The organism is Thermus antranikianii DSM 12462 (assembly GCF_000423905.1).
Lineage (GTDB): Bacteria > Deinococcota > Deinococci > Deinococcales > Thermaceae > Thermus > Thermus antranikianii.
Window position 1 is genome coordinate 15,149 of record NZ_AUIW01000006.1, and the last position, 17,870, is coordinate 33,018.

Below are 17,870 nucleotides of genomic sequence, written 5' to 3' on the forward strand. Positions count from 1 at the left end.
ATGGTCCACGACCCCATTCAGCTGGAGAAAGAGCGTCCTGAACGGCTTCGGGTCCTTTGGCTTTCCACCCTCGGCTTCACGGTGATGTTTGCGGTGTGGCTGATGTTCGGGGTCTTGGGGGTGCCCATCCGCAAGGAGTTCGGCCTCACGGATGTGGAGCTTTCCTGGCTCTCGGCGGTGGCCATCCTGAACGGCTCCCTGTGGCGGCTTTTCACCGGCATCCTCACGGACCGGTACGGGGGGCGGCTGGTCTTCACCCTCATGCTCTTCTTCACCGCCATTCCCGCCTATCTGGTGTCCCGGGCGGGAAGCTACCAGGAGCTTCTTCTGTACGCTTTCCTGGTGGGCTTTGCCGGGAACTCCTTCAGCGTGGGCATCGCCTGGAACTCCGCCTGGTTCCCCAAGGAGCAGCAGGGCTTTGCCTTGGGGGTCTTTGGGGCGGGGAACGTGGGGGCCAGCGTCACCAAGTTCATCGGGCCCGCCCTCATCGCCAGCATCCCGCCGGCAGGGTACCTGGGGGGCTTAATCCCCGGGGGCTGGCGCTTCATTCCCTTCCTCTATGCGGTGCTCCTGATGCTCATGGGCTTTCTCATGTGGTTCGGTACTCCCAGACAGGATAAGCGTCCGGGGCAGGGGAGGCCTTTTCTTGAGATGTTAAGGCCCCTTAGGTACGTAAGGGTTTGGCGCTTCAGCCTCTACTACGTGGTGGTCTTCGGGGCCTACGTGGCCTTGAGCGCCTGGCTTCCTAAGTACTACGTGGATGTCTTCGGCTTGCCCCTTCATGAAGCCGCCCTTCTCACCGCCCTTTTCATCTTCCCCGCAAGCCTCTTGAGGCCCCTTGGCGGCTACCTTTCCGACCGCTTCGGGGCTCGGCGGGTCATGTACTGGACCTTTGGCATCATCCTCCTGGCCTCGGGGGTTCTCATGATGCCCGAGGGGCACATCGTCCTCTACACCAAGCAGGGGAGCAGGGAGGTCATGCAGTTCACCATGAACGTTTGGCTCTTTACAGCCTTGGTGTTCCTGATCGGTGTGGGGATGGGTGTGGGTAAGGCGGCGGTGTACAAGCACATCCCCACCTACTTCCCCAAAGACGTGGGGGCCGTGGGGGGGTTGGTGGGAATGCTGGGGGCCCTGGGAGGCTTCTTCCTGCCGCCTCTTTTCGCCTACGCCCAAGCCTGGACTGGACTGCCCCAGATGACCTTCTTCGTGCTCTTCATACTTGCCGCCCTCAGCTTCCTCTGGATGCACCTCACCGTTTTGCAGCTTCTGCAACAAGAGGCCAGGCACCTTAAAGACGAGTTTGAGTTGAAAGGAGACCGCCCATGCTGAAGGTAGCGAAGGGTACCTGGATCCCCGAGTGGAACCCCGAGGATCCCAAGCGCTGGGATGCCGCTTTGGCCTGGCGCACCCTCTGGATCACCACCTTTAACCTCACCCTGGCCTTCATCACCTGGTTCGTGGTAAGCGCCCTGGTGGTCCGGCTTCCCAAGGTGGGGTTTGAGCTTTCCACCCTGCAGCTCTTCTGGCTCACGGCCATGCCGGGGCTGGCGGGGGGGACCTTGCGCATCGTTTGGACCTTCCTGCCCCCCATCCTGGGTACCCGGCATCTGGTGACCTTCTCCACCCTGCTCTTGCTCATACCCCTTCTGGGCTGGGGTTTCGCTGTTCAGAACCCCCACACTCCCTACTGGGTTCTTCTCCTCTTGGCCTTCTTGGCGGGGATCGGCGGGGGGAACTTCTCCGGCTTCATGCCCTCCACCAGCTACTTCTTCCCCAAGCGCCTCCAGGGGACGGCCCTGGGGTTGCAAGCGGGTATCGGCAACTTCGGCGTTTCCGTGGTCCAGTTCGTGACCCCCTGGGTCATCGGCTTTGCCCTCTTCGGCTCCCTCCTGGGGGGTCCGCAGACCTTCACCCCCAAGCCCGGGGTTTCCCAGCCCATCTGGTTGCAAAACGCCACCTTCCTCTGGGTGCCCTTTGTGCTGGTGGGGTCTTTGCTGGCGTGGGTGTACTTAAGAAGCGTTCCGGTGCGGGCCAACCTTCGCGAGCAGTTTGACATCTTCCGCGACAAGCACACCTGGATCATGACCAGCCTCTACATCATGACCTTCGGCTCCTTCTCCGGGTTTTCCGCCATCTTTCCTCTTCTGATCCGGGAGGTATACGGGAAGTTCGATGGGGCGCCCGATCCCTTGAGGTATGCCTTTTTGGGTCCGTTGGTGGGGTCTCTGGCCCGCATCGTTGCCGGGCCGATCTCCGATCGCTTTGGCGGGGCCATCGTCACCCAGGTTTCCGCTCTCGGCATCTTCCTTTCCGCTCTCCTGGTCACCCTCTTCACCCGGCCCACTTCCTTGGAGCAGTTCCCCTTATTTGTCCTGGCCATGCTCCTGGTCTTCTTCTTCAGCGGGGTGGGGAACGCCAGCACCTTCAAGCAAATGCCCATGATCTTCCCGCCCAGGCAGGCGGGAGGGGTCATCGGCTGGACCGCGGCCATCGCCGCCTATGGCCCCTTCATCTTTTCCACCCTTGCCGGCTACACCCAGAAGGCCACGGGGGGTTTCACCGCCTTCTTCTATGGCCTCATGGTCTTCTACGCCTTGAACCTCTTCCTGAACTGGTACTACTACGCCCGCAAAGGGGCGGAGAAGCCCTGTTGAGGCCACCCCACCCGGGCTCTGCCAGGGTGGGAGCGTCGGTGAGGGCTTTCCATAAGCTGGAAGGTCGGAAGGCGTGCGATAGCGAGGGTGGGATAGGGAAAGCTCCCGGGCAAGGTATCCTTGCCTGGGTCTTCCCTTGACCCAGGTCATGGCGGATAGGGCGAAGGCGGGGGAAGCTTGGGCCATGGAGCTGGATGTGCGCACCCTACCCCCAAGGGAACGGCACCCTAGGATTTTTGCCCTCTTCGATGCCCTGAAGCCCGGGGAAAGCTTCGTCCTGGTTAACGACCACGACCCCAAGCCCCTTTACTACCAGCTCATGGCGGAAAGGCCTGGGCAGGTGGACTGGGCGTACCTGGAGGAGGGACCGGAGGTATGGCGGGTGAGGATCGGCAAGAGGTAGTCCGGCCCGAGATGAAGGTGGCCGAGGTTTTGCGGCGCTGGCCAGAGCTCCTCGAGGTCCTGGCGGAGGCAAGCCCTGCTTTCCAAAAGCTCAAAAACCCCCTTCTGCGCAGGACCATGCCCAACCTGGTCACCGTGGCCCAGGCGGCCAGGATCGGGGGGCTGGAGCCAGAGGAGCTGGTGGCCCGCCTCAACCGGGCCCTAGGGGTGGAGGCCCGGCCGGAGGTGCCGGTGGCCAAGGAAGGGGAAAGCCTCCTCGGTACCCCGCCTCCTCCCTGGTTGTCCGCTCCCGTGGGCTTCCACCTGGATGTGCGGCCCATTCTGGAGCAGGGAGGAGAGCCCTTCCAGGCCATCATGGCGGCGGCCCGGGAGGTGGGACCCGGAACGAAGCTGGTTTTGGAGGTGCTCTTTGAGCCCATTCCCCTTTACAAGGTCCTGGGAAAGCAAGGCTTTTTAGCCTGGTGCGAGCGGCTTGGGGAGAGGCACTACCGCGTTCACTTTTACCGCCAGGAGGTCAGGCAAGGGCAAGGGGTGGCCGCGGGTCCTGCTTCCTTAAGCGAGGAGGACTGGCGGGACTACCAGGCGGAGGTGTTCATTGAGGAGAACCTCGAGCCCCCCCTGCCCATGATGCGGGTCCTGGAGGCCTTGGCCAGGCTAAGGCCTGGGGAGAAGCTCCTGGTCCACCACGTGCGAAGGCCAGTGCACCTCCTCGCCCGCCTCGAGGAGGAGGGGCACGCCTACCTTCTCAAGGACCTGGGCCCGGGGCAGGTGAAGATCCTGATCCGCAAGGGAGGCTAGGCCCTGAGGGCCGGTTTCCCGGGAGGGACCCGTGGGCTTTTGGCACTTCCTCTTCGTGCGGGCGGCCTTGGTTTACCTGATCTACACGGCCTTGCTGGGCACCCTCTTCTACCTCTTTCCCGGCCTTCAGGGGCCTTTTCGCTCCTCCCATGTGCACGCAGGGCTCGTGGGCTTCTTCCTGCAGATGGTGATGGGGGTGGCCTACTGGATGATGCCCAGGCCCGGGGGCCTGAGGCAGGATCGCCTCGAGGGGCTCACCTTCGTTCTTCTCAATGCCGGCCTGCTCCTAAGGCTCGTCCTCGAGCCCCTCTACCTCCTGGGCCAGGAGGGCCTGCGCCCTTGGCTTGGGCTTTCCGGTGGGCTTCAGCTTCTGGCCACCTTGGTCTTCGCCTTCGCCATGCATAGGCGGGTGGTCACGGGGGATATGCTGAGGAAAATGCGGGAGGAAAGGGAAAGGAGGGGAGGATGAAGCAGGTGTCCTCACGGCCTGAGGAAGCCCTTGTTCTGGATCTTCCGCCCTTGCCCGAGGAGGTCTTTGCCGACCTTCTCGCCTTTGGCGGGCTTGGGGAGGAGGAGAAGAGGGCCATGCGCCTGGATGCGGAAAGGCTCCTTGAGGAAGCGGCTTCCTTTGTGGCTGGGGTTTACGACCACCTAAGCCGCCACCCCGGCACCGCCCGGGCCCTGGGCTGGGAGGGAAGGGTGCCGGAGGAGGAGCTTTACACAAGGCGGGCCTTTTTCTCCGCCTGGCTGGCCCGCACCATCGGGGTGGACACCTCGGCGGAGTTCGCCCGGGAGGTGTACCGGGCGGGGCTCTGGCACGGGGGCTTGGGCCCCAAGGGGGCCTTGATCCCCCCTGAGTACGTGGGGCTTTCCTTCGCCCAGGTGGGGCGGTATGTGGCGGAGAGGGTGCGGGACGTGCGCCCCTGGCTCGTCTACCTTTCCGCCCAGGAGGAGGTGATGCGGAAGGGGTTTGACGCCGCCCTTGCCCTTAGGGAGGGGAAGGTGGCGGTGCGCTTTCAGGCCTTGGGCCTGGCCCACCCCGCCTTGCCCAGGCCCCTCGCCTTGCGGGCGGGAAGCGTGGAGGAAGCTCTCTTCAAGGCTTTTGCCGTGAACCCTGCCCTAAGGGACCTCGCCCTCGAGGTCCTGGCCGCCGAGGAGGAGGTGGGGCTTTGGCTGGAGCCCAAGACCCTCTGGCGGCTCAGGCCCCGCTGGACGGTGCTTCTCAACGGCCGGGATGTGCGCTACCTCGAGGGCCTGGCTACCCCTTTGCGGGAAGGGGACCTCCTCACCCTTCTGCCCCCGGGCCGCTGACCGCCCAGGGGGTGGCCATGACCTGGATCATGGCTAATCCCGGGCAGCAGGCTCAGGATTAAGGCGATGCTGGCCACGGCCTATAACCGCGTGATTCCCTTTGCCATCCCCGCCGGATTCCTCTTCCTGGGAGAAGCCTTTTTCCTGGCGGCAAGCCTCCTATTTGCCCTCCATCCCGAGGCCTTTGCCGTTCCCCGGCACCCTTTGGGCTTGGCCGGGGCCCACCTCTTCCTCCTGGGCTTCGGGGTGGGGGTGCTCCTTGGGGCCATGCACCAGCTTCTGCCGGTGGTCCTGGAGACTTCCCTTTACCGCCCGGAGTGGGGGTATCCGGTGATGGTCCTTTGGAGCCTGGGGGTAGTCCTCCTGGCCTCGGGCTTCGCCTGGGTTCCTTCCCTTGTGCCCTGGGGTGGGGGCTTGGTCCTGGTTGCCCTTCTTTTCTTCGCTTACCACGCCTACCTCACCTTCCGCCAGGCTCCCCGCTGGAACCGGGTGGCCACCGCCCTGGCCTGGGTGGTCTTCTACCTGGTCCTCACCCCCTTTCTAGGGCTTTTGCAGGCTCTTTCCCAGCGCTATGGTTTTTACGACCCGGAAAGGCTCACCTGGCACCTCCTTGCGGGCTTGGGCGGGGTTTTCCTCCTCGCCATCCTGGGCGTGGGCTACAAGCTCCTTTCCATGTTCACCCTCACCCACGGGGTGGACGAGCGGGTTTTGGGGCTTCTCCTCTTTGCGGCCAACCTCGGGCTTCTGGGTTTGGCCATGGGGGAGAGGTTGGGCTATCTCCTCCTTCTTCTTTCCTACGCCCTGGCCCTCTACGACACCTGGCGCATCCTTAAAAACCGCATGAAAAAAGCCCTGGATATCGGGGTGCGGCACTACCTCCTTGGCCTCTTCTTCCTGGGCCTGGCCCTCTTGGTCCTGCCCTTTAACCCCGTCTGGGCGGCTCTTTGGTTTGCCTTGGGCTTCGTGGGGCTGGTGGTGACGGGGATGCTTTACAAGATCCTGCCCTTTCTGGTCTGGACCCACCGGTATGCCCCAAGGGCAGGGAAGGAAAAGGTGCCTCTGTTGAAGGAGATGCTTCCGGAGGGTGCGGGGTATGGGGCTGGGGCCCTGTTGGCCCTAGGGGCCTTCCTTTTTCCCCTCTTTCCCGGGGCGGGCTGGGTCTACCTCTTGGGGGTTTTCCCCCATGTTTATGCCCTTTGGGAGGTGATGCGGCGATGAACCCTTTGGAGGAACAGGCATGGAACCTCTTGCGGACGGTTTATGACCCAGAGCTGGGCCTGGATGTGGTCAACCTGGGGCTTGTCTACGAGCTAAAGGTGGAACCCCCCAGGGCCTACGTGCGCATGACCCTCACCACCCCGGGCTGCCCCCTGCACGACAGCATGGGGGAGGCGGTGCGCCAGGCCTTGAGCCGCATCCCGGGCGTAGAGGCGGTGGAGGTGGAACTCACCTTTGACCCCCCTTGGACCCCTGCCCGGCTTTCCGAGGAGGCCAGGAGGCTTCTGGGCTGGATCTAGGGAAGAGGAGGTTCCTCCCCAGCTACCAGCCGCAGGAAGGCTTCCACCACCTCGGGATCAAACTGCTTTCCGGCTTGCTCCTGGATGTAGGCTAAGGCCTTCTCCCGGGGCCAGGCCTTCCGGTAGGGGCGGTCGGAGGTAAGGGCGTCGTACACGTCCACCACGGCGAAGATGCGGGCGGAAAGGGGAATCTCCAGGCCCTTTAGCCCCCTGGGATAGCCGGAGCCATCCCAGCGCTCGTGGTGGCAGTAGGGGATCTCCAGGGCCTTCTTGAGGAAGGGGATGCCGGAAAGCCACTCGTAGGCGTAGACGGGGTGCTTCTTCATAACGGCCCACTCCTCCTCGGTGAGGGGGCCAGGCTTTAGAAGGATGCTGTCGGGGATGCCGATTTTGCCCACATCGTGGAGGATGGCCCCACGCCGGATGTGCTCCAGATCTTCCTCCGGTACCCCCAAGGCCCGGGCCAGGCGCAGGGTGAGCTCCGTGACCCGTTCGGTGTGGCCCGCGGTTTCCTGGTCCCTTAGCTCCACCGCCTTGGCCCAGCCCCATAGGGTGAGGTCGTAGGCGGCCTCCAGCTCCCGCTGGCTTTTCAAAAGCTCCTGGAAGGTGAGGGCGTTGTCCAGGGCCACGGCTCCCTGGCCGATCAGGGCTTCCAGGAACTCCTCCTCCTCGGGGGAAAGATCCCAGGGCCTCCGGGTAAAAACAGCCAGGACGCCAAGGAGCCGTCCTTTGGCGAAGAGGGGGTAGGCCTTTTCCGCCACCAACCCTTCCCTCAGGGTGAACTGGGCGTCGGCCCCAGGGTCTTGGGTCAGGTCGGGGACGAAGACGGTCTCGCCGGAAAGGGCCGCTTGCCCGATATGCCCCTGGCCCAGGAGAAGGCGGTGCGGAACGCCTTTCATGGGGGTGTAGAACCCCCTAAGGCCCCGTAGCTCCAGGGTTTTTTCCCGGGGGTTATAGAGGAAGAGGGCCGCGGCATCCAGGGGAAGGCGCATCACCTGGTTGAAGAAGACCTCCAGGGTGGGGTCCAGGTCCAAGGAGGCTGCGATGGCCTGGTCCACGGCCCTCAAGGCTTCCAGCTGCTCCACCCGCCGGGCCAGCTTGCGCCGTAGGCTGGCCCGACGCACGGCGTTGCCTATGGCCTCGGCCAGGAGAAGGACCCGTTCCACCTCGGCGGGGGTGGGGGTGCGGGGATGGGGCCAGGCCACGGTGAGGGCTCCCACGGATTCTTTTCCCGCCAGGAGGGGGGCCACCACCCCGCTCCATCCTTCCGGGACCAAGGGCTGGACCCCGGGGTGTACCCGGGGATCGTGCTTTAGGTCCTGGCTCACCACCACCTCTCCCCGGAAGGCCCGGGCCACCAGGCCCTCTTCGGCAAGGGTATCCGGGGTGGGGATCTCCTTGAGCCAGCCCCGGCTTGCGGCTTCCTCCAGGCGGCATGTGTCGGCATCGTAGAGGAGGATGCTCCCCACCGGGGCTTCCAGGGACTTAAGGGTGGCCTCTAGGGCGGCCTCCATCATCTCCTTTAGGTCCTCGCTTTGCCGGAGGGCCACGCTCACCTGGGCGAAGGCCTCGAGGGCCAGCTCCCGTTCCTTGGCCTCCGTGATGTCCAGGCCCACCCCCATGATGGCGGGCTTGCCGCCAATTTCCACCCGGGCAGCGGAGTAGTCCAGCCAGCGCACCTCCCCTTCTTTGGTGAGGATGCGGAAGGTGTAGCGGCTTGGGGGGTTTTCCCCGCGGAGGCGGGCGAGGCCCCGCTCCCGCACCAGGTTGCGGTCTGCGGGGTGGACGAATTCCCAGATGGGGCGGCTTGCGAGTTCCTCCCGGGTGTAACCGGTGAGGCGAACGGCTTCCTCGTTGGCGAAGGTGAGGCGCTCCTCCTGCCACATGAGGATGAGAGCGGGGGCGGTTTCCGCCAAGGTGCGGAAGAGGGCCTCGGATTCCCTTAGGGCTCGTTCCCGGGCCTTTTCTTCGGTGACATCCTGCGTGTATCCGGTGAGGTGTCGGGCTTCTTCGTCGTAGTACAGACTATGCTTGAGCCAGCGCCACTGGCTCGGGTCGTTTGGATCCAGGAAGAAGCGGAAGGTTACCTCCTGCACGGTGCCCGGCTGGGCAATGGCCCTGTGGAAGGCTTCCGCTAGAAGGTCCAGGTCCTCAGGGTGGACATGCTTTAAGTAAAGCCCCGGATCTCGCAGAAGCGCTTCCAAGCCATAACCAGAGCGTGCAGCTTGGGGCCCAAGGTAGAGAATAGGGGCGCGAAGGGGGTCCTCGCCCGGCGTTACGAGGATCTGCCAGGGAACGCCGGGCAGGGTTTCCAAGAGGTCCCTGAAGAGGTGGTACTGGGCTTCCAGGTCCTTTTTGAGCCGGACCTCCTCGGTTTCGTCCCGGATGTTCAGGACAATGCCCTGGACCGCAGGGTCATTTAGGAGGTTTCTCCCCCAGACCCGTACGTACCGTACCCCACCCTGGTGGTCCAAGATGCGAAGGCTGTATTCTTGGGTGGTCCCGGGGTGGCGGACGAGGTCTTCCAAGGCTGCCTCGGCGTAGAGGCGGTCCTCGGGGTGGACGAAGGAGAGGATGGGGATCCGCTCCCGGGTGTACCCAAGGGGGTCATACCCCAGCACATGGGCCACGTTGGGGGAGGCATAGCGCATGTACCCTTCCGCATCAAGGATGTAGATGAGTTCGCGGCTGTTTTCCACCAGGGCCCTGAAGCGCTTCTCTGAGGCCTCCAGGGCCTTCCGCCTCTGCGTTTCCGTGTACTCCTGGGCCTTGGCCAGGAGGTAGACCAGGAGGATGGAGAGAACGGCGAAGATGCTTTCCTTGATGGAGTGCTGCCGGGTCAGCGTGGCGAGGTCCTGGGCTGTGAGGTGCAAGAATCGGTCGCCCACGAGGATCCAGAGGAGGGCGAAGAGGCTAAAGATGAAAACAACCCTGGATGGGCTGATCTTCATTCCGCCCCATTATAAGCGGTCAGGCCTACCGAGAAGGTAGCCCTGCCCCAGGGGAAAACCGAGATTCTTTAAGTAAAGGAGAATGGTTTCATCCTCTATCCCCTCGGCAATGGCCTGGAGCCCCAGGGCCTGGGCCAAGGCTAAGACGGCCCCTACCACCCGGGCGGGGGGGCTTTGGGGGTCGGGCGGGATGCCCAGGCGCTGGGTGAAGGCCTGGCCCAGCTTGACCCCGTCCACGGGAAGCTCGGCCAAACGCTCCAGGCTGGAGTAGCCTGAGCCGAAGTCGTCCAGGAAGATGCTTATGCCCAGAGCCTTGAGGGCCTCGAGGGCCCGGGTGGCATCCCTGCCCCGCTCGTCGGGGATCAGGGTGGTTTCCGTGATCTCCAACACCAGGCGGCCAGGCGGACAGGAAGTTTCCTCCAGGGCTTCCGCCACCCGAAAGGCATAGGTGGGGTCCAGGAGCTCCTGGGGGCTCACGTTCACATGCACCTTTAGGCCGTGCCGGTCCAGCTCCCGGCAAGCCTGGCGGCCTGGCGGAGGACCCACTCGCCCAGCTCGGGCATGAGGCGGTGGCGTTCCGCCAGGGGGATGAACACGGAAGGCGGGGCCAGGCGCCAGCGCACGAGGGCCTCGAGGGCCACCCGCTTCCCCGTGCGCAGGTCCACGATGGGCTGGTAGGCCAGCCAGAGGCCTTCTCCCCGCTCTAGGTCCTGCCTTAGCGCCTCCAGGAGGTTCATCTCCTGCCGGAGGGCTTCTTGCAACTGGGGTTCAAAGAAGGCGAGCCGGTCCTTACCCTCCCCCTTGGCCCGGTACAGGGCCAGGTCCGCCCGCTTGAGCAGCTCCCCCGGGGAAAGGCCGGGTTCCCCCAGGGCAATGCCCAGGGAGGTGGAGAGGTGGTAGGTCCGTGCTCCCATGGCGATGGGGATGCGGGCTACCTCCAGAAGCCTTTCGGCGATGCGCACGGCCTCGGCAGAAGTTTTAAGGCCCGTGAGGAGGACCAGGAACTCGTCCCCTCCTTGCCGGGCCACCAGGTCCCGGGGTCGGAGGGCGGCCCGCAGGCGGGCGGCCATGACCCGGATCACCTCGTCCCCGGCGGCGTGCCCGTCCAGGTCGTTCACCAGCTTGAGCCCGTCCAGGTCCAGGTACATGACCGCCAGATGCGGGCCCTCCTCCTTCAGGGCTTGGGCCAGCTTTTCCAGGAAGAAGAGGCGGTTGGGCAGGCCCGTTAAGGGATCGTGGTAGGCCAGGTGCTGGATCTGGCCTTCCAGCTCCAGCCTTCTCAGGAGGAGGCCGAGCTGGCTGGCGAAGGCCTGGGCCAGCTCCAGGTCCAGGGGGGTGAAAGCATCCTCCCGCTCAAAGTTGTCCAGGTACAAAAAGGCCTTGCGCTCCCCTGCCAGGTACACGGGGACGGAGAGGATGGCCTTGATCTCCCGGACCCGGCCGGCCTCCTCCATGACCTTCCGCCTCCTTTCGTCCAGGTGGGTGTCAAAGCGTTCCAAGTCCTTCCAGGTGAAGACCTGGGCTCCCTTGTGGCCGGTAGGGGAGAGGGGTTCGTCGGGGCGCAGGCACACCTGGCGGAGGGTCTCCAGGTCGTATCCTTGAGCGGCGACGAAGTGGTAGCAGCCGTCCTCCAGGAGGACGGTGACGCTTCCTGCCTGGGCCGCGGGGACTGTTTCCAAGGCGGCCTCGAGGATCAAGCCAAAGATAGACTCGGAAAGCCCCTCGGCCATCAGGGTTTCGTAGACCCGGAGGAGGTTTTTGCGGAAGAGGTTCCAACGGGCTTCCCGGGCTTCCGCCTCCTCCTTGGCCGTGAGGTCCACGCCCAGGGCCAGCACCTCCAGGACCTCCTGCCCGGGGCCCGGTAGCGCCAGAAGGCTCCACTCCACCACCCGCCCTTCATGGGTCCTCAAGGTGTGGAGGTGGTTTGGAGCCCCGAGGGCCTTGGCCACGGGTAGGAATATTCCTTCCGGGAAGGCCTGCTTGAAGGTGGCGTTGGCGTAGAGAAGGCGTCCTTCCCGATCCAGGCGGGCCAGGTACAGGGGGGAAGCTTCCAAAAGGCGCTCGAGGCCACGGGCCCTTTCCCAAAGCTCCAGGGCCCGGGCCAGGGCCTCGGCCACCAGGCGCAGGAAGGCCTCCTCTTCCGGGGCGAACTCCCTTATCCTCTGGCAGTCGTCCACCCCCAGGAATCCCCAAAGCTTTCCCTCTACCCATATGGGCACCACCAGGAGGCTTTGGATCTCCTGGGCCTCGAGGAGGGGCCGCTCCTCCTCGGGGAAGGAGGCCACGGGCCCCGCCACCGCCCGGTCCTCCAGGAAGCGGTCCAGCCAGCGCCCGTAGCCTTTTTCCCGCATGGGGAGGTTTTGCAGCTCAGGGTTCTGGATCTGAGGGGTGGCATCGGACCCCGCCCACTCCGAAAGCTGGCTGGCGTACCAGATGCCCTGGCGCTCCTCGAGGCGGAAGAGGTAGGCCCGGTGGGCCCTAAGGGCCCGCCCCACCTGCTCCAGGGCCTGGGGAAGCCCCTTAACCCCCTGGCGCAGCAGGGGAAGAAGGGCTTGGGATGGACCTAGGCCCCAGCTTTTGTCCATGGCTAGGCCTGGTCCAGTATACAGCTTCTTGGTGGGGGTTCAAGCCACCATGACCTGGCCCCGGGCCTTGGCCTCGTACATGCGGGTATCGGCGGCGGAGAGGAGCTCGTCCGGGGTGCTGCCGTCCTCCGGGTAGCTGGCCACCCCGATGTTCACCCCTAAGCAGAGGCCGTTAAAGCAAAGGTCCTGGATGGCCTTGGCGTAGCGGAGGGCAACCGCTACCGCTCCCTTCTTGGAGGTGTGGGGGAAGATGGCGGCGAACTCGTCCCCACCCCAGCGGAAGAGGCGGTCGCCGTTGCGCCTTTCCCGTTCCAGGGTCTCGGCCACCTTCATGAGGGCCAAATCCCCCACGGCGTGCCCGAGCCGGTCGTTCACCGCTTTGAAGCCCTTGAGGTCTAGGATCATCAAGGAAAGGGGATAGCCGTAGCGCTCGGCCCGCTTGAGCTCCTCTTCCAAAAAGCGGTCAAAGGCCCGGCGGTTCCCGAGGCCGGTGAGGTAATCGGTCAGGGCGGATTCCTCCAGGAGCTTCCGGCTACGGCTTTCGTGGAGCAGGCTGGCCAGGGGGGCGGCGAAGAAGCGGGCGGCCTCCAGGGAATCCTCACCAAAAGCCCGAGGGTCATGTAGGTTGTCCAGGTTGAGATAGGCCAGCACCTCCCCTTTGTAGGGGATGGGGAGGCAGAGGTTGGCCTTGATCTCCGGCGCTTTGCCCGCGGCGTCGATGATCTCGGGCGGGGCGGTCTGGTGGCTGATCTCGGCGATGGGCCGCTCTTCCAAGCTCATGATGCGGGGCTCCCCCTGGCAGGCCCGTTCCGCTCCCAGGCCGTACCAGAGAAGCTGGTCCTCCTGGCTGAAAGTGACGGTTTGCAACCCCTCGAGGTCATAGCCCAAGGCTGCCTTGTAATGGTAGGCTCCTTCCTCCCACACCAGAAGGCTTCCCGCTTCCGAACCCGGCACCTGGCGGACGGCTTCTTCCAGGATGCGTCCGTAGAGTTCTTCGGGAGGTTTCTCCAAAAGCTCCAGGAAAAGCCGGTTTACGCTTTCGTGCCGGTCCTTCTCCGTAAGCCGTTCCATCCCCAGGCCCAGGGTGCGGCAGGCCAGGAGGAGGAGCTCCACCTCCGCCTTGCGCCAAAGTCGCTCCTCCTTCTTTCCCAAAACCAGCACCCTCCGGCTCCGTGGGGCCTTGGAGGAGGGGATGGGCAAGGCAGCCAGGGTGCGCCAGTCCAGGGCCTTAAGCGGGGGTATGGCCTGGGGTTCCTCCGCATAGCGGGCGGTGAAGAGGGGGCTTTCCCGATGGTAGACCTCCCAGGCCAGGCCCTGGCCATAGGGGAGGCCTTCTCTTAGCACCTGGAGCAGGGCGGGGTCGTCCACACCCTGATGGGCCAGGGCCTCCATATGGGCTCCCCGGGCTTCCCAAAGGACGCCGATTTCCAGGTCCAGGGCCTCGAGGAGTAGGGCCAGGGCTTTCTCCGCCGCTTCCTTCAGGGTGGTGGCGCTTTGCAAGCGTAAGGAAAGCTCGCTTATTAGCCTTCGTTCCTCCAGGTCGGCGAGCCGGTCCAGCTGGAGGCTTACCGCCTGGGCGAAGCGCTTAAGCCCTTCCACTTCCTCAGGGGCGAAGGGTTGAGGCCGTTCCAGATTGAGCACGGCCACCACTTCACCGCGCTCCCAAAGGGGCAAGGCTAGCTCAGCAAGGGTTTGGAGGCCAGGTGCAGGGATGTAGGAGGGTTCCTTTCGCACGTCGGGCACGTGGATGGGCCGGGCTTCCTGTAGGGCGCGGCCCAGGACTCCCGTGGCCGGTACCTCTTCCAGGGCTAAGGGGGGAACGCTGGCAAGGAGGTGGAAGCCTAGGCTGGTGGGTATCCAAACCCCCACATGCCCCCCGGCTCCCAAAGCAGCCAGGCGCTTGGGAAGGCTTTCCAGAAGGGCTTGGCGGCTTTCCGCCTGGGGCAGGGCTTCGAGGGCCTCGGCCAGAAACCGCTGGTTCTTGGCCAGGGCCTTGGCCTGGCGGTGAGCCTTTCGCAGGCTTTCGCCGACGCCGTGGGCCAGCCAGGCGGAGAGGAGGAGGAGGGCCAGGGCCACGAGGTCAAACCCGGGGAAGAGGAAAAGAAGGAGCGTGGAAACCCCGGCGGCCAGGAGCCCCCACCCCAAGCCGTGCATGCTGGCGGTGGAGGCGGTGAAGATCATGAGCCACGGCAAAATGTAAGGACCGGTGTAGCCCAAAATCCCCGCCAGGAGTCCCAAGAAGATGGAGCCCAAGGCGATTGCGGGGTAGGGCAGAGCCATATTTGTCTATCCTAAGCAGGAAGCCCTGAGTTTGCCTAGGGGGTGGGGGCCAGGGCCAGGTAGCCCAGGGCTCTTTGGGCCGCTTTACGGCCAGAGCGCACCACCTCGGGGAGGCCCACCCCCTCCAGGTAGTTCCCCGCCAAAAAAAGGCCCGGGGCCTTGAGAAGGCTCATTTCCAGCCTTTCCATGCGCTCCAGATGCCCCACCCGGTAGGCGGGCATGCCCTCGGGGAAGCGGAAGACCCAGGTGCGCTCCGCCCGCACCTCCTGGCCCAGAAAACGGCGGAGGTCCTCCAGGGCCACCCGGGCAAGCTCCGCCTCGGAAAGCCGAGCCACCTCCCCGGAAAAGTAGGCCCGCACCAGGCTGAACCCTTCCGGGGCCCTCCCGGGCCATTTCTGGTGCGTCCAGGTAAACCCCCTGGCCCTGTAGCCCTCCCCCTTGGCGATGAGGAGGCCATGCCCCGCTACGGGAAGCGCTTCTTTAAAGGCCAGGCTCACCGTGGCCGCCGGGGTGTGGGGAATCCCCTTGAGAAGGGCCGTGGCCTCGGGGAGGAAGGGCCTTAGCAGGTGGGCCGCCACGGGGGCGGGGGTGGCCAGGACCACTGCCTCCACCTCCAGGGGTCCCCTGGGGGTGTGGAGGCGGTACCGGCCCCCTAGGGGCTCGAGGGCCAGGACGGGTGTGCCCAGGAGGGTTTTCCCCGCCACCTCCTCGGCAAGCTTCCGCGTTAGGGTGGAAAGCCCCTCCTGGAAGGAGAAGAACAGGCTTCCCCCTTCCCGGCTTCCCCGAGCCCTTCTCGCCCGCATGGCCCCCAGGATGAGGCTTCGGTGCTTCCGCTCCAGGTCCAAAAGCTGGGGGAAGGCCGCTCGCATGGAAAGCTCCTCGGGCTCCCCTCCATAGATGCCTCCCGCCAGGGGTGCCACCAGGGCGGCGAAGACCTCGGGGCCAAACCTCCGTTCCACGAACTCCTTAAGGCTTTCGTCCTCCTTGGCCCCCCGGGGGAGGAAGAGGTCGTATAGGGCCCTGAGCTTCCCGGAAAGGGAGAGGAGGGAGGTGCGGTAAAGGCCCTTGAGGTCCCCGGGCACGATTTGCAAAAGCCCCTCGGGGAGGGGATGGGCCTTACCCTTGCGCAGGATCCACGCTGCGGGTTTGGCGGGGAGGGTCCCTATGGGCGTGAGGCCGAAGCGCTCCCCTAACTCCAGGACCTCCTTCTTGTACCGCACGCTGGCGTCTGGGCCCCCTTCCACCAGGAAGCCCTCCCCCTTGTGGGTGCGCACCTTGCCCCCCAGGCGGGGGCTTGCCTCCAGGAGGAGGAAGTCCACCCCTGCCTCCTTCAGGGCCAAGGCGGCGGAAAGCCCCGCCCATCCTCCTCCCACCACGGCTACCTGAGCCACGCTGCCTCCACCAGCTCCTTAAGCACCTGGATGTAGTCCAGATCGGCGTTGAGGCTCCGGGCCCGGATGAGCCTTAGTCCCACCTCCTGGGCGGTGGCCTGGGCCTCGAGGTCCAGGTCGTAGTAGACCTCCAGGTGGTCGGCGGGGAAGCCCACCGCCTGGACCACCACCTCCTCAAAGCCCTCCTCCCTTAGGGCCTTAAGGTGTTCGTTGATGTCGGGGCCAAGCCAGGGCTCGGGGGTGCGCCCTGCGGACTGGTAGGCCACGCTAAAGCGAGGCAGGGCAAGCCTCTTGGCGATGAGCTCCGCCGTCCTCTCCACCTGGCGGGGGTAGGGATCGCCCCGCTCCACCGCCGAGAGGGGGATGGAGTGGGCGGTGAAGACGTAGGCGGCCTTCCTCGGCTCCCTAAGCCGCCATATGGCCTCCTCAAGCCTCCTGGCGTAGGCGGCGATCAGGCCGGGATGGGCTTCGTAGCTTTCCACCCAGACCATCTCGATGGGCTCGGGGAGGGACTTTAGGGCGGCTTCCACCTTCTCCTGGTACTCCGCCACGCTCCTTAGGGAGTAATGGGGAGCGGCCACGATGGCCACCGCCCGCCTCACCCCGTCCTCGTGCATGGCGGCGACGGCCTCCCCGATGGAGGGGTGCCAGTGCTTGGTGCCCACGTAGACCCGGGCCGGTCCCTGGGGGATGCGGGGGCCGAAGGGGCCCAGGAGGCGCTTGGGGTAGGCGGGGGCCTCGAGGTTCAAAAGCGCCTGGAGCCTGATGGCCTGGGCCAGGGTGATCTCGTTCAAGGGGCTTTTGCCAATGGCGGCGTAGCGCTCTTCCAGCTCCCTCACCAGCTCCTCGGAAGGACGCCTTCCCCGGCGGATGTCCGTGTAGTAGGGTTCGATCTCTTCCGGGGTGTAGGGGGTGCCGTAGGCCATGAGGAGTACGTTCATGCTGCTTCCTCCTTTTCCTTGAGGAGTTCTACCACATAGCGCACGTGCTCCACCGGGGTGCCGGGCAGGATCCCGTGGCCCAGGTTGAAGATGTGCCCGGGCCGGCCAGCGTTTTCCGCAAGGATCCTTTCCACCTCCCGCCGGATCACCTCCTTGGGGGCGAAGAGGACCACGGGGTCCAGGTTGCCCTGGATGGGGGTTTGCCCCAGTGCCTCCCGGGCCCAGGCAAGGGGGGTGTGGTGGTCCAGGCCGATCACGTCCCCCCCGGCCTCCTGCATCTCCTTAAGAAGGCCCATGGTCCCCACCCCGAAGTGGATCACGGGCACCCCAAGGGGCCTTAGCTCCTGGAAGAGCCTGGCCATGTGGGGCTTCACGTACCGCCGGTAGTCCGCAGGGGATAGGGCCCCCACCCAGGAGTCGAAGACCTGGAGGAGATCGGCCCCCGCCTCCACCTGGGCCTTCAGGTAGCGGGCCATGGCCTGGGTAAGCTTGGTGAGAAGCCGGTGCCAGAGGGCTTCCTCCCGGTACATGAAGGCCTTGACCTCCTTGAACTGGCGGCTCGGCCCGCCCTCGATGAGGTAGCTGGCCAGGGTGAATGGAGCCCCGGCAAAGCCGATGAGGGGCACCTTAAGCTCCCTTTTCAGGAGGCGGATGGTTTCCAGCACGAAGGGCACGGCCTCTTCTGGCTCCAGGGGCCTTAGGGCCTCCACCCCCTTGGGATCCCGGATGGGCCGGTGGATGACGGGGCCTTTGCCCTCCACCAGGTCCAGCTCCACCCCCATCCCGTAGAGGGGGGTGGTGATGTCCGCAAAGAGGATGGCGGCATCCACCCCAAGCTGCCTCACCGGAAGAAGGGTCACCTCGGCGCAGACCTCGGGGTTCTGCACGATCTCCGGTAGGGTGTAGCGCTGTCGGATCTCCTGGTACTCCTTCTGGTAGCGCCCCGCCTGGCGCATGAACCAGACGGGGGGCCTCGAGGTGGGCCTGCCCCGGGCCGCCTGGAGGATGAGGTCGTTCACGCCCTCCATGCTAGCATG

Annotated in this window: 15 protein-coding genes; 8 read left to right on the forward strand and 7 right to left on the reverse strand. The window is 65.1% G+C overall.

What is annotated here, in order from left to right:
- From G584_RS0106575 to G584_RS0106610, 8 genes are all read left to right on the forward strand, one after another.
- Positions 1-1,332 carry an MFS transporter gene (locus G584_RS0106575; protein ID WP_028493910.1) on the forward strand — a complete coding sequence of 444 codons (1,332 nt, stop codon included), beginning with the start codon at positions 1-3 and terminating at the stop codon, positions 1,330-1,332.
- Positions 1,326-2,657 (forward strand): MFS transporter, encoded by a 1,332-nt coding sequence (locus tag G584_RS0106580; RefSeq protein WP_028493911.1) that lies wholly within the window; start codon positions 1,326-1,328, stop codon positions 2,655-2,657. Before G584_RS0106575 ends, G584_RS0106580 begins: the two co-directional genes overlap by 7 nt.
- Before the next feature lie 184 nt (positions 2,658-2,841).
- Complete coding sequence (locus tag G584_RS0106585; protein WP_028493912.1) at positions 2,842-3,060, forward strand: DUF2249 domain-containing protein; 219 nt, start codon at positions 2,842-2,844, stop codon at positions 3,058-3,060.
- Positions 3,033-3,857 carry a DUF2249 domain-containing protein gene (locus tag G584_RS0106590; protein WP_028493913.1) on the forward strand — a complete coding sequence of 275 codons (825 nt, stop codon included), beginning with the start codon at positions 3,033-3,035 and terminating at the stop codon, positions 3,855-3,857. The genes G584_RS0106585 and G584_RS0106590 overlap by 28 nt, the downstream gene beginning before the upstream one ends.
- A gap of 31 nt (positions 3,858-3,888) precedes the next feature.
- Positions 3,889-4,326 carry a hypothetical protein gene (locus G584_RS0106595; RefSeq protein WP_028493914.1) on the forward strand — a complete coding sequence of 146 codons (438 nt, stop codon included), beginning with the start codon at positions 3,889-3,891 and terminating at the stop codon, positions 4,324-4,326.
- Positions 4,323-5,168: a protoglobin domain-containing protein gene (locus G584_RS0106600; RefSeq protein WP_028493915.1), complete on the forward strand. Its 846-nt coding sequence runs from the start codon at positions 4,323-4,325 to the stop codon at positions 5,166-5,168. The genes G584_RS0106595 and G584_RS0106600 overlap by 4 nt, the downstream gene beginning before the upstream one ends.
- Positions 5,169-5,234: 66 nt before the next feature.
- A complete protein-coding gene (locus G584_RS0106605) occupies positions 5,235-6,386 on the forward strand; it encodes a hypothetical protein (protein ID WP_028493916.1) in 1,152 nt (383 codons plus the stop codon).
- Positions 6,383-6,685: a metal-sulfur cluster assembly factor gene (locus G584_RS0106610; protein WP_028493917.1), complete on the forward strand. Its 303-nt coding sequence runs from the start codon at positions 6,383-6,385 to the stop codon at positions 6,683-6,685. Before G584_RS0106605 ends, G584_RS0106610 begins: the two co-directional genes overlap by 4 nt.
- Here G584_RS0106610 and G584_RS0106615 read toward each other — a convergent pair.
- The 7 genes from G584_RS0106615 to hemE are packed head-to-tail and all read right to left on the reverse strand — an operon-like array spanning position 6,682 to position 17,861.
- Positions 6,682-9,636, reverse strand: coding sequence for a PAS domain S-box protein (locus tag G584_RS0106615; protein ID WP_028493918.1), 2,955 nt, complete (start codon positions 9,634-9,636; stop codon positions 6,682-6,684). The two genes, G584_RS0106610 and G584_RS0106615, sit on opposite strands and share 4 nt — an antisense overlap.
- 9 nt (positions 9,637-9,645) lie before the next feature.
- Complete coding sequence (locus G584_RS12940; protein WP_038050838.1) at positions 9,646-10,119, reverse strand: EAL domain-containing protein; 474 nt, start codon at positions 10,117-10,119, stop codon at positions 9,646-9,648.
- A gap of 8 nt (positions 10,120-10,127) precedes the next feature.
- The gene (locus tag G584_RS12360; protein WP_245563346.1) at positions 10,128-12,221 is read right to left on the reverse strand and encodes a bifunctional diguanylate cyclase/phosphodiesterase; all 2,094 of its coding nucleotides are present in this window, start codon (positions 12,219-12,221) and stop codon (positions 10,128-10,130) included.
- Positions 12,222-12,260: 39 nt separating this feature from the next.
- A complete protein-coding gene (locus tag G584_RS0106625; RefSeq protein WP_028493919.1) occupies positions 12,261-14,501 on the reverse strand; it encodes a diguanylate cyclase in 2,241 nt (746 codons plus the stop codon).
- Between the two features lie 35 nt (positions 14,502-14,536).
- Positions 14,537-15,892 (reverse strand): protoporphyrinogen oxidase, encoded by a 1,356-nt coding sequence (hemG, locus tag G584_RS0106630; RefSeq protein ID WP_028493920.1) that lies wholly within the window; start codon positions 15,890-15,892, stop codon positions 14,537-14,539.
- On the reverse strand, positions 15,880-16,833 hold the full coding sequence (hemH, locus tag G584_RS0106635; RefSeq protein WP_028493921.1) for a ferrochelatase: 954 nt from the start codon (positions 16,831-16,833) through the stop codon (positions 15,880-15,882). The genes hemG and hemH overlap by 13 nt, the downstream gene beginning before the upstream one ends.
- Positions 16,830-17,861 carry a uroporphyrinogen decarboxylase gene (gene hemE / locus G584_RS0106640; protein WP_028493922.1) on the reverse strand — a complete coding sequence of 344 codons (1,032 nt, stop codon included), beginning with the start codon at positions 17,859-17,861 and terminating at the stop codon, positions 16,830-16,832. The genes hemH and hemE overlap by 4 nt, the downstream gene beginning before the upstream one ends.
- Positions 17,862-17,870 lie beyond the last annotated feature (9 nt).